A 13,521-nucleotide genomic window follows, 5' to 3' on the forward strand; every position below is an offset into this window, starting at 1 on the left:
CCATCCCAAACCGCCAGTCCAAGTTGGGAATTTTTAACCAGAAATTGATTTCGAGCTTGCATAACTCCCCGTTTATATTGGGGGTAAAGAACTTTAACTTCCTCAGCTTTTGTAAGGAGAATTAGATAATGAAGTTGGTTCGCTCTCGGCCAGAGTGCGGATTGGTCTTGACAAGGAATAATAGCTTTCCAAGTTAGCTGGCGAGCTACCCAAACCTCGGCTGCAAGTTGGTCGGTTCCCAATGCCATGCCAGTGAGAAAAGTAGTACAGCCTCTCTCGATAGCAAAGTTAGTTAATTGTTCAAGACCCTGGTGAACAAGAGGGGAATTTATCCTTCGATGTCCCGTAATAAATGCTGTTTTCATTTAAACTGATAAACTATAAAGCAAGACAAGGAAGCGGTAGAAAATAAAAAAACCTCCCCGGTTGGGAAGGCTTGAGAACTCAACGGTTATTCGTCGAAGTAAATTCGTTTTATATCCGTTTTCCAATCAGACCAACGCCACCAAATAGTCAGGTTAATTGGCTTGATATGAATCAAGTTCCATCCCAGAAAGCGATGCTGATTTAGGGCTATGTACCGGGTAAAAAACAAGTAGAAGTGTTTCATAATTTTGAAGAAAAAACCAATAAGATTAGCTGGTAAGTTTATGAAAATCCGAATAAAAAAAACTTCCCGGTTGGGAAGCTTCTAATGAATCAGGCTATCTAAATCAAACTCCGATAACCTTTCTGTTCGTTCAACTGCCAAAATACCAAACTAAACCGTTCTGCTGATTTAATTTGTTTAACTCCATGAAGGACTTTACAGTTAAACTGAAGGATATCGCCATCTTTCAAAAGATAATCGGTTGGGTTCGGTTCGCCATAACTAAACACAGCTTCGCCTAAGTTTACAGATATTGCTTTAGGTTTTGCATAGGTATGGTCTCGATGTAAGTTGATTCTTCCATCACTAATCTTACCGTTATCAAAGTTGCCTCCAAAAGTCAACAAACCGATATTACAATCTGGATAAACTCGTTGACTAAAGTTCCAGATTCTCTCGTCAAAATAACTTTTGGTCAGCTTGCCGTTTCTGAAGTATACCTCATGGAAAAGCCACAACCGATAACGGCCCTTCGCATAGTTACTGACATCAGCAACCAGTTTATGTTTCATGCTCCGACACCAATCTCTCAGGGCGTTACTATTTTGAACTTGATTGATTCGCTTGAAGTCAGTCGGAAATCCTAACTTATGGGTCATGGCAGATTACCTCAAAATATCATTCCTTTTCTGCGGTAGCTCCCCAAAAAATAAGCTTCCAGTTCCCCGGAAGCTTACTTTAAATTCCCACAAGTATCTTTTGTAAATATCAAGCCAACAAACCCGACCAATCTAATACCTTGTCCGACCAAAGACCTGAAGCTTCCGATAATTTCTGGCGCTCGTCAATATCAGTCCAAAGCTGACTGAGCCGGGATTCCCATTGAGAAAGTTGAATTTGCAATTGTACTAACTCAGCGGCTATTTCTACTTCGGCTTCGGCTGCCGTCCATTCAATAAAAAACTTACTTTCAATCAGCAAATTTTCTACCAAACCGTAATTAACCTCAAACAAACTCTGAGATTTAATCCGAGCCAAGTTAGAAGCCAAATTTCCCAACCGAATCGGTAAATCGTCCTGTAAATACCGCTGTTTTAAAGATTCCCAATTTCTCATTTTATTTGTTCGCTAATAAACCTTGAATAATCTTAGCAACTGAAGCTCGAATTATGGGATCTTGAATAGTCATTGAACGGTTGTTTTGGCGAGGGCGGATATTGATTAGGGACTCGTATTCAATCCTCTGACTAGCCGGATACCAGTCTGCGCCCCAAATGTTAACCTGCTGACATCCTGAACTTAATAATAGCGCTTCACAATCAGCATGAAGTTCACCACCACCAGCCAAAATGCCCTGCTCAATATCTACTGCAAGTTTAATGTATCCCAAAGTTTCTACCATTCGTTCAATTTGTTCTTTTGTTGCAGGTTGTGTGATTAAGTAAATCATGGTCTTGTTTCATCAATAAATAAATTCAGGTTGAAAAAACCCCCGATTTTACGAGGGTGATGACGAGTTGAATTTGCTTAGAATTCCAGATATTCCTCGCTTAAATTAATCAGCAGTTCCCCTTCCAACATTTCTTCTGATTCTTCGACTTCTTCGGGTGAGAGAGAATTATCAGGAATAAATCGGGGAATACCACCAACTTCAATCCATTGACCTTCATTCATATCAAATAACCAAGAAACATCAATAAAATGAAGCGGTAGAAAAAAATAAACCCAAGCTAGTGCCTGGGCTTAATTAATTGGGTTATTGAATGACTCTAACTTTGCCTTTCATCTGTTCAATATTTCGTTTTCCCGAGACTTACCATCCCAAATTGCTAAACCATAATCAGCCTGAGAGTGCATGGCGATATCCCGCTTTGTATATCCACCGGGAACGTTAACAGTCTTCCAATTTCCAATATTATTTCTGAGAATGCGAGAATACCAAACTGTAACTTTATGATAGTCTTTCTCTCTTACGAACTTTGCTCTCGACGGAAACCGCCGGGCCGCAAGTTCGCGCTTATAGAGATAGGCTTGAACCAAACTATCAATTCCATAAGCATCACCAATGAAGATTTCAGCATTTAATTCGATAACTTTGTCAATCCGAGATTTCATTCTCTTACGAACTTTGCTCTCGCCGGAAACCGCCGGGCCGCAAGTTCGCGCTTCAGCATTAAGAGATTGAATAGACCGAGAACCAGAAATTACAACTTTCATTGTCTTAATTTTAGAAACATCATCTTCTGAGAGCGGTAGTTTATGAGGATGGGTAAAAAAATAAGCCTCAAATAAAGACTTATTTATGTTTAATCAACTATTTATCAATCGGCATTTTATACTTTCTCAACACTTGATTCCGCCCAATCATATCAAATTCATAAGGCTTGAGTTCGGTAAGGAGTTTCTTCACAAAGCTAGTCGCTCTCAAGATTACCTCAGCGTGTTGTTGATAGCCTTCTTCATATACAATCACGGTTGGGACATCGAGTTGATTATCCTGTAGTGCGAAATTATATAATTCTAGGGCTAAACGTTTATGGGCGGGAAGTTTTGGAGAGATAGAATTATACCAATCCCAGGGGCGAAGTTTCACCCCTTCCCAGATAAGTTGCCGGAGTTCTTGAGCAGATTTGTTCCACTTAAAGAAATTATACTCCTTCACTTTCTCTGGGCGATTATTCCCAATCATGAGATATCGAAATCCAATAAGTTCAATGCCATTCCAATCAATGTCATCCAAGTCTGCGGTCAACTCCATATTCCAATAGTCAATCATATCTTCGGAATAAAGATGAATGGTTGTGCTGAGGAGAGTATTTTCCATTTACTTAATAATCTAAAAACATCACTTCCCTTGTGCGATAGCTTTCTCTTAACTATCTATAAAAAAAGAAACCCCTATTGCTAGGAGTTTCCGTGTTTAATTAGTACATAGGCTCGTCGGTTTCAGCAGTTTCTTGGTATTGCTGACTATTACCTGATGCACTGGAATTCTGAGGTTTATTTTGATAATATTTCTCGCGAATCTCACGAAGTTCTTTCTCAGTATACTCAAGTTCTTTAACGAACTCTTTCAACTCCGGCAGAGTCATTTCGTGGACTTCATGTTCTAACCATTCTTTCTCAAAGACTTTATAGAGTTCAAGCGCTTTGAGTTTCTCATTCTTATTTTCAGACTTATAGACAGTCCAAGAAAGAATCCGCAAAGAATCCAACAAAAGAGATTTCTGTTTGTCAGACTTAGAAGGAATAGAAATCATGAGAAAATACCAAAAACATCATTTACTTTTGGCGATAGCCCTCGATCAGCAAAGTCTGTAAAAAACAAGACTAATATAGATTTTAGACCTAATAAATCCGGTTTTTTTGCCATTCATAGCTGTTATCATATTTTGTCAATTTCCCAAATTGAATACCGAGCAAAACGAATTGTTAAACCCGGAAAATAAACTAACACCCCATCTGAGAATATTCCAAATACAATCCCCGTCATTCCCCGATAGTCAATCTTTCCCGTTAAGTCTAGTCCAATGATTTTTACCTTTTGGCGTTTCTTGAATTTCGGGAATAATGGTAACTCTAATTGAATAAAGTTGGGTTGCTTTTTCATTTATTTTAGTTTACAGAAAGAAAGCCCCCATTTGGAGGCTAAATTTATGGATACCTAGTTAGTTATTGCTAATGCTAAATTCAACTTGTATAGCAAGTTTTCTGGCTATTTCCAGGTTCTCCGCATCTACCAATAAATTAAATGCTTGAGTATTCCCATTCATAAATCTCTCTGTTTTAAATGGAATTTCTGCATCTTTCATTACTGTGGTGATATACTTAAATTGAGTTATGTAGAAACTGGATACTACTTCCATTATTTTTCCTCAAAAAAAACCAAAATCATTAAACGGTAGGTAATCTTCAAATAAAAAAGCCTCCTATTGGAGACTAAATTGTTTACCCGATTTAAAACTAAAAACAATTAACAGCGAGGGAGTTCATCGCGATATCCCATATCGGAATAGTCGAAATTCCACTGTTCAACCCCGTCCAAAAGGTCGTGATTGGCTCTCCAAAAATCCATAGTTTCGTCATTGGTGTAATGCTTTTTCAAAGTAAACATTACATCATCAATTGAAAGCCCCAAATCCCTCATAAGCTGACCAAGTTCAGCCCATTTTTGCTCTGAATTATTCATCTTCTTTTCCTATTTATTGTAATAATCTTCAACAAGAGCTTTAAGAAAATCAGTTCCGAGGGTATTCAATGCAGAAGTAGCTTCGCTAAATTGCTTAAACTTTTCAAAAGCATAAAGGCGTTGTCCAGAATCTTCTTCTCCCGGTTCAATCCCAACAACTTCACAAAACCGAAAGAAATTAAGATTCCAATGTTGGGTACTAATTGCTGTGCAAAAATATTTTACAAGCTGTTCAGAAGATTTGGTGCTAATTTGAGTTTTGTTCATTTTTCTACCTCAAGTTAATAAGAAAAGCCTTTGATTGCCAATAGGTTTGTTCTCAAAGGTAAACATTGCATCAAAACAAGATAGCGGTAGACAATAAAAAAGAGCCTTCAATGCCAACCCTAATTGGTCAACATTAAAAGCTTAAAGCAAAGCAATAGGTAATGATTCAACCCCAAAAGACGGTAGGGAAATTACTTGAAAATTAAATTTGGATAGCATCCCGATTTCATCACCTGACTTTGGGTGAGATACCCCCGCCGAAACGCCCATTCAATTCCCCTTGAAATCTTTAACCAATCCGGGGCAACCATCAAATAGGGAATCCCGCTATTCTCCGCCCTTTCTCCAAAGTCGTATTCCCAAACTCCGGGTTTAACCTTCGCGCAGCAAAACCAATATTCCAGACCGCCGACAGTCCAGATAATTTCCAGTTTCCCCGTTCGCGCATCCGCCCCGGCTTTCCCAATCTTGCAAATCTCGGAACCATCGCCCATTAACAAAATATCAATCGTAAAATAGCCAATAACATTATCTGCTATTTAACAAATAACGCTATTAGCTTGCTACCGGGATATTATTTCAGAGACTTTACCAATCTCTTAACTGATTCAGGAGTTAGTTCACGAACTTTAAACTCTAGGGGAAAGTCGAGACTACGTTTAGCTTGGCGGAGTTCTTCACAGTGACCATCGAGGGTTTGAATAATATTCTTGAGTTTGGGATATTCAGTTTTAGACTTGCAGCCGATATAGGTGATAAAGCTTTCAAATCCAGATTGGTGTTCTGGAATTTCAGACCAGTTAAACTTGTTGCTGAACGTTCCACAAATAATGACACGCTTACTGAGTTGAACAACTTGAAAATTTCCATGGGGTGAAGATTTTAAAATTTTACCTGAAATTCCTGCAAATTTGATAGAATTAGTAATCATGTGCAAAACAAACCAAAACATCACAAAAATCAAGCGGTAGTCTAAAATAGATTATCGCTTCTTTTTATATAGCTAATGACTTCACAAATCACTTCAATTAACTCCAATAATTTTAGAAAATCCCTTGAATTTACCCTAAAATGGGAGGGAGGTTTATCTAACCATTTGGCTGACCAGGGAGGATTAACTAATTTTGGAATTACTCAAACTTCTTATTCTACTTGGAAGGGCAGAAAATTTGATTGTGTTTCTAAAATATCGAAGCAGGAAGCCGAACAATTTTACTTTGAAGAATGCTGGTTGAAAGCAGAATGCGATCGCATAATTTTACCGCTAGCAATCGTACATTTTGATACGGCGGTTAACTTTGGGTTGTGGGGTTCCATTCAATTTTTAGCTGAGTCTCTTAATATTTCTACAACTCAAGACAACTTAAAAAATCTGGTGTTTGGCAAATTGAGCGATATTAAAACCGTCAGTGATTTCCAGAAAATTGCCCTCAAGTATTGTCAAGGAAGAATTCAGTATCGACATCAACGAGTTCAGGAAAAACCAGATCAGGAAGTTTTTCTAGAAGGCTGGCTAAATCGGGATAATGACTTACTTGAATTGGTTTCTAATCTTAATACAACCTTGAGTTTAAGAATCATTAAACCAACAGTCATTAAGTTGAAGCCTATTCAATCAACAGAGTTATCAGATTTTGAGAAAGTTCAAGTTTCCTCACCCAGAGTATTTTCAATCAACTGTTACGAACGAATTAGAAAGCACGTTAGAGTTTACGTTAATGATGAGGATGAACCTTTTAAAGGAAAACCAATCTGGTATATTTTTGAGGAACATTGCCAAGTTTATGAATCTCCTGATGATTTAATTTCTGGTTCAGACTTGATTATTCCAAAATCCAAGAAAAAAGTTCAATTAAATATTTCGTATAAAAGTCAAACGGATAACTTCTATAACCCAACCGGAGCCTGCAACGTTACCAGCGTCGCCATGTGCCTCGAATATTTCAAAGCCGGGCGTAATCCCCAATATTCTAGGTTTACTCAATTTGAGGATGAGTTGTATCAGTATTGTTTAGATGGGGGCTATTCTCGTCAAAATTCTTACCATTTGGCGCAAGTAATTCGGGATTATGGTTGCCAAGATAAGTTCACTGAATATGCTCTTATTGAACAGGTAAAAGATTGGATTGCAGAGGATAATCCCTGTATAATTCACGGATATTTTACAAGCTTTGGTCATATTATTGTTGCGGTTGGATATGACGAAGATGGTTTGATTGTTCACGACCCCTATGGGGAATGGTTCTCTACCGGATATCGAACTGATTTAACGGGAGCTTATTTACATTATTCCTACGGGTTAATTAAAAAAACCTGCATCCCAGACGGGAAATTTTGGGTTCACTTTGTTTCCAAATAAAAAATTAGATGTTAGAGTTTCCGTGTTCACAGAAATTTTCTAACATCTAACAACCATCTAAATTTGTGCTAAGATTTGTCCAACTTGCTCGTATTTTTCAAACAAATCTCGGTCATAATAATCTGTGCGACAGCAATAAACCATCACTCCAAATCGGCCTAAGTTCTTGTCGGGTAAGAAAATAGTACAATCATGCCGATAATATTGAAACAAATTCCCTAAATGCGGTTTAATGTTGGTACAGTCATCATTATATTTCTTAGACCGTGCTTTCAAACGTTCCGAAATACTAAGTCGGGGTTTATTATCAGGCTTAACCTTCAAACCAAATTTGGATGGAATTCGGATTGTCATTTTTTAACCTCAATTGTACAATAACTCAAACTACTAATAGCGATAGCAAATAATTATAACTTTGTTTTCATTTAAACTAATGATTTTTTTGGGTGTGGTATCCCTTGATAAAATTAAACCCCACAATAGAATACTCTACTGCAAGGTTTATTGATTCGGGCTAAAATGGAATGTCAGCAATTACTTTAGTATAAGCTTCAATTAAGCAAGCTATAAAGTTACTGTTGCGACCAACACCTTCCCAACGGCTATTTTGAACTCCAACAATATGGCTGCAAGTTTCGCTGTCCTCGCAACTCCACCCCTAAAGGTGATGGCAGATAACAACTGTGGATGTTGTTCCAATTTGGCTTTAATAACTGCGGTCATTATTTGCTTATCTGGTTCAATATACCCGGTTTTGTAGGCTTGATAAACAGCTTCAGCATCAACAAAACTTTGGTTGTTAAATACAACGGGATAGCGCGAACTTGCGGCCCGGCGGTTTCCGTCGAGAGCAAAGTTCGTAAGAGAGTGATGCTTAATTTTGCCTTTCTTAAAGCTTAACTCAGTTGGGTTAGCGCGAACTTGCGGCGGGCGCGGTTTCCGGCGAGAGCAAAGTTCGTAAGAGAGTGAGAGCGGCACCCAAACCATTCATCTCAGAAGAACCTGACCAAATATTTAGTGGAGATGCAAGTTTCATGCGCTGAAAGTATCCGGCACGTCAAAATATCATCTCCGTCTAACGGCAGTTTTCACTTAAGTTGCTTTTCTATTCAATCTATGTTTTTTAATGATAAACTAGAGAAAAGTAGATGTAAAAAACCGGGAATTTTGTTTAATTTATGTTAAAAAATTAGCTGAACATTGAGTACCACAAAAAGAAATTTGCCATCTCCTGTTCTTTTACTGGGTGTCAGGTAGTTAATAAAAATGGGAAATATTTTGAAAAAGTTATTAATTTTCGCGCCTTCAACCCTTGAGAATTTTGCAACCAATCCTAGTCCATTTTTCCGAGGAATTCACAGAACCTATCAAGTGATTACGCGCGCTAAATGAGGAGATAATACCAACACCAAAAATGGAGGTTAAGCAAAGCGAACGATGCCTTTAAGTTTAAGTTATTCAATTTTAAAAAACCGAATTCAAGATGGGTTGTGGTTGGGAAAAGATGTTCTCAAAGTTCCTCCCGAACTCTCTAGTTTAGTAGGTGGTGCAACATCACCAATAATTTCGGGATTGGCTTCAATAGAAGAATTCCGCGCCTTTGCTGAATTAGCTTTATCAATGCCCAATATTTCTGTTAAAGCAAGTCTTTTGACTCTGGAAACTTGCTATGGGATTAATCGGGCTGTCAATTCCAAAACTCGAACCAACCCGACTGGATGGGGAAATCAAATTTTAAGTCGAGATTTACCATCAGATAACGAAGTTATTGCTTATTCTAGAGCTGTTGAAACTTGGAACGAAACTCTTGATGTTCCCTTTCTTAACCAAAATTTTCAATCCCTTCAGCAACAATTTTTACAACAATTTGGGAATATTAAGGAGACGGCTCGTACTCAAATTTTACAATTTCAAGATGAGTTTGGATTGCCATTTATTGAAGAAAATATTAATACAATAAGAATTTTAGCGGACAATGCTTCAGGTAGAGAAGAAGGGAGATTACGAAATCAATTATCGAGGTTAAGGAAGCTTCTTAATTCTCTAAATCCACTGGATAACACTCCAATTGGAGAAACACCAAGCTTTGATTTTGACAATTATCTAGCTTCTGTTAGTCCCAGAAGTGCAGTTAATATTTTTGATGTGGTGGGAGTAGTTCAACAATTAGCTACTTGGTTCTTGTCTTTGTTTCAAGTTGGTTCAATAATAGAAGCACTAAGTTATACCGTTACATCAGTTGTTTGCAAAGCCCTTAATTTATCAGGAGCTAGAGGTTGTCGCTATTTGGCTGCTGGTGCTTTAAAGAATTTATCTCTACCTGCTGCTGTTAGTTCATCGGGAAGTTTATTTGCGGGAGCATGGGCAACTTTATTCCCTTATTTTGCCATTATTGCAGTAATTTCAATCCTTATTATTGCTGCTTTACATCATTCTAAATCCACCAAACTTGGCAATTTAATTTATATCTTTGGAATCAAAGCTCCCGAGCTGGCTCCCGATTTTGGATTTTCAATGGTGTTGGAAGGAAACGAAGGAGAAACCCGGGCTTATTTGGGAGAGTTAGTTGATAAATTTCTCAATGAAGCGGGACGTAGCTATCAACGAGTTTTACTTTTTGTTAAACGAGAAGGAGATTCTCCCAACTTCTGCACCGATTACACTGACTTGTACACCCCTGTTCCTATCACAGACGAAACCCAAATAGAAATGCTTTGGAATTCTCTCAAACCCTTCTTGGATGAGTTTGATGAAGATTAAATGTGATTCCTAGCAGCGCGAACTTGCGGCGGGCGCGGTTTCCGGCGAGAGCAAAGTTCGTAAGAGAGTGGGTCAAATCAATAATTTACTAAGGAGAAATCCAAATGCCAATAACATTTGAAAACTTTAGATATGACCGTGAGGGAGAGAAAGGACGGCTGGATACCGTTGCCAGTTGGATTGTGTGGAAATGTTCCGAACGACGATTCTCAAAAGGCCCCCGTGTGGTTCTCAGAAACACAATGTTAGCAGCCTTGCATCCAACAAAGGTTTTTTGCATTGGGGAAATAAATAAGAACGAGAAAAATCCTAAAAAGCTTAATTCTTTTAAACCTAGAAATTCAGACTTTGCATTCTTCCTAGACTTGGCTTCAAACAGTAGAACGCATGGAAGATTTACCTTCACCCAAAAAGCTACAATTGGTTCACCCTATTACGGAGAAGATTGGAAACGGATAATCTACGGTTCGATCCTTCACACCGGATGCAACCGAATGTTCTACCAACAGATGAATTATATTGTTGTTGACGACGAACACCGAACAACAACAGGAAACCCGCAGGATGACCCCGTAAATCAAACTCACTGGGACACGGGCGACTCCCATGCAAAAGCCAGCAGCCAACTTATGGCACTCCTCGAAGCCTATCCAACATCTCCTTATAATCCTGATGGAAAAAACGAGGAAAACAACGAGACTTTACCTCCCGAAATTCCAAATCCAATCGCAGTTCAATTTAGGGCATCGTTAAGAAACGAATGGGTTGGCAAGGGTACTATTTCCCATAATCCTAAGTTGGATGACACTGAATTTGACCTTGTTATTCCCCTATCTTCTTTGAAGGGCAACAAACCCAGTTTGGGAAACCATGAAGGGAAAATTGTGATTGGGGTTGTCTTTGAGGCTGAAGAACGGCGGGCAAAACCCGGTTGGATGATTTGGCAATGGTTTGATTTTGAAACCCTAGAACAAGATGGAATTATTACTCGACTCCATGAGAAATGTCAAAATTTAGCAGCCGCTTTTGATTCAATCCAGAACCTCGCCGAAATTATGAGGGTAGAGCTTAGGGAAGCTGAACTTGAATTGGCTGATTTAGAGGATAATCCCGATGCTGAGGCGGAATATGCCAACATCGCAGTGAATGTTATCAAAGCCGATAGAAATGGCTTGTTATTGCTTCATCCTTATATTGTCAAAAAGGTGAAGGAACGGTGTCAGCAAATGTGGAAAAACCTTGCTAAAGCTGCCGGGGTAAGATTCTACTCCGTGATGTGTATGCCTGACCAATATTTTGAACGGTATCAAATTAAGATGCCGGATGAAACTTGGAAATATAGTCCTAAAACTTTCTGTTCCAAATCCTTTCTGGGCAATCGTAAATATATTGTTTTCTGCAACCCGATGAGACACTGGGGCGATATTCAACTCTGGAATAACACCCATGAGGGGATGTTCCGAGATGACCCTGGCGTTCTGGCTGCCACCCGAGAACTTCTCCTTGAACTGGGCCGCGATACCGATGGGGATTTTGTGCAATTGATTACAGCATCAACTTATCCAAATGTGGCGGAGGCGATCGCCAACTTTAACAAACCGCCTTCCGTGAAGAAATTCCCCAAAGTCCCCCTAACTGGGAGTTTCCAACAAATCGCTATCCACTCAATGAACGACCTAACTGGCGTTGTAGCATCGATGCTGGCAAGGGCTAGGGCAAGCGGTGCCGAACATATTGTTTTATCTATCCCCGGCGAAGGGTTCAGGAGAATTATCGATTTTCTCTCCCAAGAGTTGCAGGTGGCTGTCGATAGTTTGAAATCTGCTTATCCGAACAATATTGAAGGTTTGGATGCGGTTAAGAAGTTTTTGGATGAAACCGAAACAGATGTTATGTGGTTGGCTGACCTGAAAACTGATGATTGCTATTTTACCCGCCCCTGTCTAACCAACCCCCATTTAAACGATACCGTTACCCACATTATCAACCTAGTGAACTCTTATTGGAGAAGTCCTGATTTGAAAAGCGACAGCACCCCTCAAATTTACAAAGAGGTTCTGTTTCGCGATGTGGTGGTTGACCCCTACCAGATGAAGTTAGCAACCGAACACCGAGATTTATATCGGGAAGAAATGGGGAAAGCTATTGGGTACCGCAACGAAAACGATGGCGATGACCGCTTTATCAAGCTGGTTGCCGAAAATTCCCGGTTGCGACGGGATGAATATCTCAAAATTACTGGCAAAGTTGAAGGTGGGGAGTCCAAATTGTTCACCGCAATTTCTTGGGCCGCAGCATATTGGAGGGTTTCTCATACTGCTCACACGGGCACTGCCGGATTAGTATTCTTGTTGTTTCCTGATGAAATTATTGCTCAATTGAACAACACAAATTTACCCGAAGCTTTGGTGATTAATTGTTATGCAGCGCAACACGGAAGTTGGGCTACTCCCCGACGAGCGCCCTGGCGGGGACAGGAAGTTGATGTCCGTTGCTATTTCTATCAATTTAATGGAAAGAAATATCTGGGTCTGGAGATGAAATGGGATAAAGCTACCAAACAATTGGGTTTTCATCACTTGGGGTTAATTGGGGATAAATCTGCTGCCTATGTTTTGCCAGGATGGAGTCGTCGGATGAAAATTTACAGCACAGCCTTTGAGAATGATCGATATCCAAGAAATCATTCACCCGAAGATAAAACAACTAGAGTTTATCTCTTTGATTTATCGATGAGTGACGAACAAATTAAAGACTTTCTGGATTCCAAATAATCAACAAATTTCAATAAAACTGATACAATCAAAATTAAACCTTGAAAATGATTGTAATCGCCACCAACCAGCATGGATACAACTTATATTCAAAATTCAACGGGATTTTCCGAAGCCACTGTAGAAGCCGTTCTCGATTCTTTGCGCGCGTTTGTTCAGCTAGAACTTCGCTCAGGCAATGAAGTGAAAATTTCTGACTTTGGCGTATTTTACCGCAAAGAACTACCCGAACGACAATCCCGTAATCCTCGCACAGGAGAGTCAATAATCGCTAAAGCAAAAACTAAACCCAAGTTTAGATTCTATGACAGCTTTGAGAAAATGATTCAGGATACAACCGATTCCTCGTCTGCATCTAAATCTCCTCAAACTCCACCTCCTGTTCCTCCTGTTCCTCCTGTTCCTCCTATTCCTTCTAAAACCTGGCATATTGCCAAACCTGATGGTAAAACTGAGATGGCTTTACAGTCAGAGTTAAAAGGTAAAATTACCCCTGATACTCTCATTTGGACTGAAGGACAAGAGAGTTGGAAAGCGGCATCGGATATTGCTGAGTTAAGTTATTTGCTTCAAGCTGCTTAAT

Annotated in this window: 21 protein-coding genes; 4 read left to right on the plus strand and 17 right to left on the minus strand. The window is 39.3% G+C overall.

Annotated features, from left to right (window positions below):
- The 15 genes from M595_RS05205 to M595_RS05265 form a co-directional block, all read right to left on the minus strand.
- The coding region (locus tag M595_RS05205) for an SLOG family protein (protein ID WP_023065138.1) at positions 1 to 365 on the minus strand (365 nt) is incomplete at its 3' end.
- Positions 366 to 451: 86 nt separating this feature from the next.
- Entirely contained in the window at positions 452 to 610 is a 159-nt protein-coding gene (locus tag M595_RS31010; protein ID WP_161809803.1) for a hypothetical protein, read from the minus strand.
- Between the two features lie 98 nt (positions 611 to 708).
- Complete coding sequence (locus M595_RS05210; protein ID WP_023065096.1) at positions 709 to 1,248, minus strand: hypothetical protein; 540 nt, start codon at positions 1,246 to 1,248, stop codon at positions 709 to 711.
- A 109-nt stretch (positions 1,249 to 1,357) separates the two neighbouring features.
- Positions 1,358 to 1,705, minus strand: a complete 348-nt coding sequence (locus M595_RS05215) for a hypothetical protein (protein ID WP_023065031.1) — start codon at positions 1,703 to 1,705, stop codon at positions 1,358 to 1,360.
- A gap of 1 nt (position 1,706) precedes the next feature.
- On the minus strand, positions 1,707 to 2,039 hold the full coding sequence (locus M595_RS05220) for a DUF5674 family protein (RefSeq protein WP_023065129.1): 333 nt from the start codon (positions 2,037 to 2,039) through the stop codon (positions 1,707 to 1,709).
- A gap of 77 nt (positions 2,040 to 2,116) precedes the next feature.
- A complete protein-coding gene (locus M595_RS31015; RefSeq protein ID WP_023065027.1) occupies positions 2,117 to 2,263 on the minus strand; it encodes a hypothetical protein in 147 nt (48 codons plus the stop codon).
- Between the two features lie 108 nt (positions 2,264 to 2,371).
- Positions 2,372 to 2,806 carry a hypothetical protein gene (locus tag M595_RS05225; protein WP_023065104.1) on the minus strand — a complete coding sequence of 145 codons (435 nt, stop codon included), beginning with the start codon at positions 2,804 to 2,806 and terminating at the stop codon, positions 2,372 to 2,374.
- Positions 2,807 to 2,903: 97 nt separating this feature from the next.
- On the minus strand, positions 2,904 to 3,413 hold the full coding sequence (locus M595_RS05230; protein ID WP_023065117.1) for a hypothetical protein: 510 nt from the start codon (positions 3,411 to 3,413) through the stop codon (positions 2,904 to 2,906).
- Between the two features lie 100 nt (positions 3,414 to 3,513).
- Positions 3,514 to 3,849: a hypothetical protein gene (locus tag M595_RS05235; RefSeq protein ID WP_023065143.1), complete on the minus strand. Its 336-nt coding sequence runs from the start codon at positions 3,847 to 3,849 to the stop codon at positions 3,514 to 3,516.
- Between the two features lie 125 nt (positions 3,850 to 3,974).
- Complete coding sequence (locus M595_RS05240) at positions 3,975 to 4,199, minus strand: hypothetical protein (RefSeq protein ID WP_023065072.1); 225 nt, start codon at positions 4,197 to 4,199, stop codon at positions 3,975 to 3,977.
- Between the two features lie 58 nt (positions 4,200 to 4,257).
- Entirely contained in the window at positions 4,258 to 4,455 is a 198-nt protein-coding gene (locus M595_RS05245; RefSeq protein WP_040483623.1) for a hypothetical protein, read from the minus strand.
- A gap of 107 nt (positions 4,456 to 4,562) precedes the next feature.
- Positions 4,563 to 4,778: a hypothetical protein gene (locus M595_RS05250; protein WP_023065045.1), complete on the minus strand. Its 216-nt coding sequence runs from the start codon at positions 4,776 to 4,778 to the stop codon at positions 4,563 to 4,565.
- Between the two features lie 9 nt (positions 4,779 to 4,787).
- Positions 4,788 to 5,045 carry a hypothetical protein gene (locus tag M595_RS05255; protein WP_023065021.1) on the minus strand — a complete coding sequence of 86 codons (258 nt, stop codon included), beginning with the start codon at positions 5,043 to 5,045 and terminating at the stop codon, positions 4,788 to 4,790.
- Positions 5,046 to 5,236: 191 nt separating this feature from the next.
- Positions 5,237 to 5,539 carry a hypothetical protein gene (locus M595_RS05260; protein WP_023065033.1) on the minus strand — a complete coding sequence of 101 codons (303 nt, stop codon included), beginning with the start codon at positions 5,537 to 5,539 and terminating at the stop codon, positions 5,237 to 5,239.
- Positions 5,540 to 5,619: 80 nt separating this feature from the next.
- Positions 5,620 to 5,976, minus strand: coding sequence for a hypothetical protein (locus M595_RS05265; protein WP_083492779.1), 357 nt, complete (start codon positions 5,974 to 5,976; stop codon positions 5,620 to 5,622).
- A 75-nt stretch (positions 5,977 to 6,051) separates the two neighbouring features.
- Between M595_RS05265 and M595_RS30025 the strand changes: the two genes are divergently transcribed.
- Positions 6,052 to 7,404: a glycosyl hydrolase 108 family protein gene (locus M595_RS30025; RefSeq protein WP_023065075.1), complete on the plus strand. Its 1,353-nt coding sequence runs from the start codon at positions 6,052 to 6,054 to the stop codon at positions 7,402 to 7,404.
- Positions 7,405 to 7,461: 57 nt separating this feature from the next.
- Here M595_RS30025 and M595_RS05275 read toward each other — a convergent pair whose 3' ends face one another.
- Complete coding sequence (locus tag M595_RS05275; protein ID WP_023065055.1) at positions 7,462 to 7,758, minus strand: hypothetical protein; 297 nt, start codon at positions 7,756 to 7,758, stop codon at positions 7,462 to 7,464.
- A gap of 210 nt (positions 7,759 to 7,968) precedes the next feature.
- Positions 7,969 to 8,391, minus strand: coding sequence for a hypothetical protein (locus tag M595_RS05280; RefSeq protein ID WP_023065037.1), 423 nt, complete (start codon positions 8,389 to 8,391; stop codon positions 7,969 to 7,971).
- A gap of 450 nt (positions 8,392 to 8,841) precedes the next feature.
- Here M595_RS05280 and M595_RS05285 point away from each other — a divergent pair, with 450 nt between their 5' ends.
- The 3 genes from M595_RS05285 to M595_RS05295 all read left to right on the plus strand — a co-directional run bounded on the left by M595_RS05285 (position 8,842) and on the right by M595_RS05295 (position 13,520).
- The gene (locus M595_RS05285; RefSeq protein WP_023065109.1) at positions 8,842 to 10,164 is read left to right on the plus strand and encodes a hypothetical protein; all 1,323 of its coding nucleotides are present in this window, start codon (positions 8,842 to 8,844) and stop codon (positions 10,162 to 10,164) included.
- Between the two features lie 104 nt (positions 10,165 to 10,268).
- Entirely contained in the window at positions 10,269 to 12,938 is a 2,670-nt protein-coding gene (locus M595_RS32110; RefSeq protein ID WP_040483625.1) for a hypothetical protein, read from the plus strand.
- Positions 12,939 to 13,010: 72 nt separating this feature from the next.
- Positions 13,011 to 13,520, plus strand: a complete 510-nt coding sequence (locus tag M595_RS05295) for an HU family DNA-binding protein (RefSeq protein ID WP_023065074.1) — start codon at positions 13,011 to 13,013, stop codon at positions 13,518 to 13,520.
- Position 13,521: the final 1 nt, after the last annotated feature.

It is taken from the genome of Lyngbya aestuarii BL J (assembly GCF_000478195.2).
Classification (GTDB): Bacteria; Cyanobacteriota; Cyanobacteriia; order Cyanobacteriales; family Microcoleaceae; genus Capilliphycus; species Capilliphycus aestuarii.

Coding starts and splice junctions, on each gene's coding strand:
- M595_RS31010 (WP_161809803.1), bottom strand. CDS start 610: ATGAAACACTTCTACTTGTTTTTTACCCGGTACATAGCCCTAAATCAG.
- M595_RS05210 (WP_023065096.1), bottom strand. CDS start 1,248: ATGACCCATAAGTTAGGATTTCCGACTGACTTCAAGCGAATCAATCAA.
- M595_RS05215 (WP_023065031.1), bottom strand. CDS start 1,705: ATGAGAAATTGGGAATCTTTAAAACAGCGGTATTTACAGGACGATTTA.
- M595_RS05220 (WP_023065129.1), bottom strand. CDS start 2,039: ATGATTTACTTAATCACACAACCTGCAACAAAAGAACAAATTGAACGA.
- M595_RS31015 (WP_023065027.1), bottom strand. CDS start 2,263: ATGAATGAAGGTCAATGGATTGAAGTTGGTGGTATTCCCCGATTTATT.
- M595_RS05225 (WP_023065104.1), bottom strand. CDS start 2,806: ATGAAAGTTGTAATTTCTGGTTCTCGGTCTATTCAATCTCTTAATGCT.
- M595_RS05230 (WP_023065117.1), bottom strand. CDS start 3,413: ATGGAAAATACTCTCCTCAGCACAACCATTCATCTTTATTCCGAAGAT.
- M595_RS05235 (WP_023065143.1), bottom strand. CDS start 3,849: ATGATTTCTATTCCTTCTAAGTCTGACAAACAGAAATCTCTTTTGTTG.
- M595_RS05240 (WP_023065072.1), bottom strand. CDS start 4,199: ATGAAAAAGCAACCCAACTTTATTCAATTAGAGTTACCATTATTCCCG.
- M595_RS05245 (WP_040483623.1), bottom strand. CDS start 4,455: ATGGAAGTAGTATCCAGTTTCTACATAACTCAATTTAAGTATATCACC.
- M595_RS05250 (WP_023065045.1), bottom strand. CDS start 4,778: ATGAATAATTCAGAGCAAAAATGGGCTGAACTTGGTCAGCTTATGAGG.
- M595_RS05255 (WP_023065021.1), bottom strand. CDS start 5,045: ATGAACAAAACTCAAATTAGCACCAAATCTTCTGAACAGCTTGTAAAA.
- M595_RS05260 (WP_023065033.1), bottom strand. CDS start 5,539: ATGGGCGATGGTTCCGAGATTTGCAAGATTGGGAAAGCCGGGGCGGAT.
- M595_RS05265 (WP_083492779.1), bottom strand. CDS start 5,976: ATGATTACTAATTCTATCAAATTTGCAGGAATTTCAGGTAAAATTTTA.
- M595_RS30025 (WP_023065075.1), top strand. CDS start 6,052: ATGACTTCACAAATCACTTCAATTAACTCCAATAATTTTAGAAAATCC.
- M595_RS05275 (WP_023065055.1), bottom strand. CDS start 7,758: ATGACAATCCGAATTCCATCCAAATTTGGTTTGAAGGTTAAGCCTGAT.
- M595_RS05280 (WP_023065037.1), bottom strand. CDS start 8,391: ATGGTTTGGGTGCCGCTCTCACTCTCTTACGAACTTTGCTCTCGCCGG.
- M595_RS05285 (WP_023065109.1), top strand. CDS start 8,842: ATGCCTTTAAGTTTAAGTTATTCAATTTTAAAAAACCGAATTCAAGAT.
- M595_RS32110 (WP_040483625.1), top strand. CDS start 10,269: ATGCCAATAACATTTGAAAACTTTAGATATGACCGTGAGGGAGAGAAA.
- M595_RS05295 (WP_023065074.1), top strand. CDS start 13,011: ATGGATACAACTTATATTCAAAATTCAACGGGATTTTCCGAAGCCACT.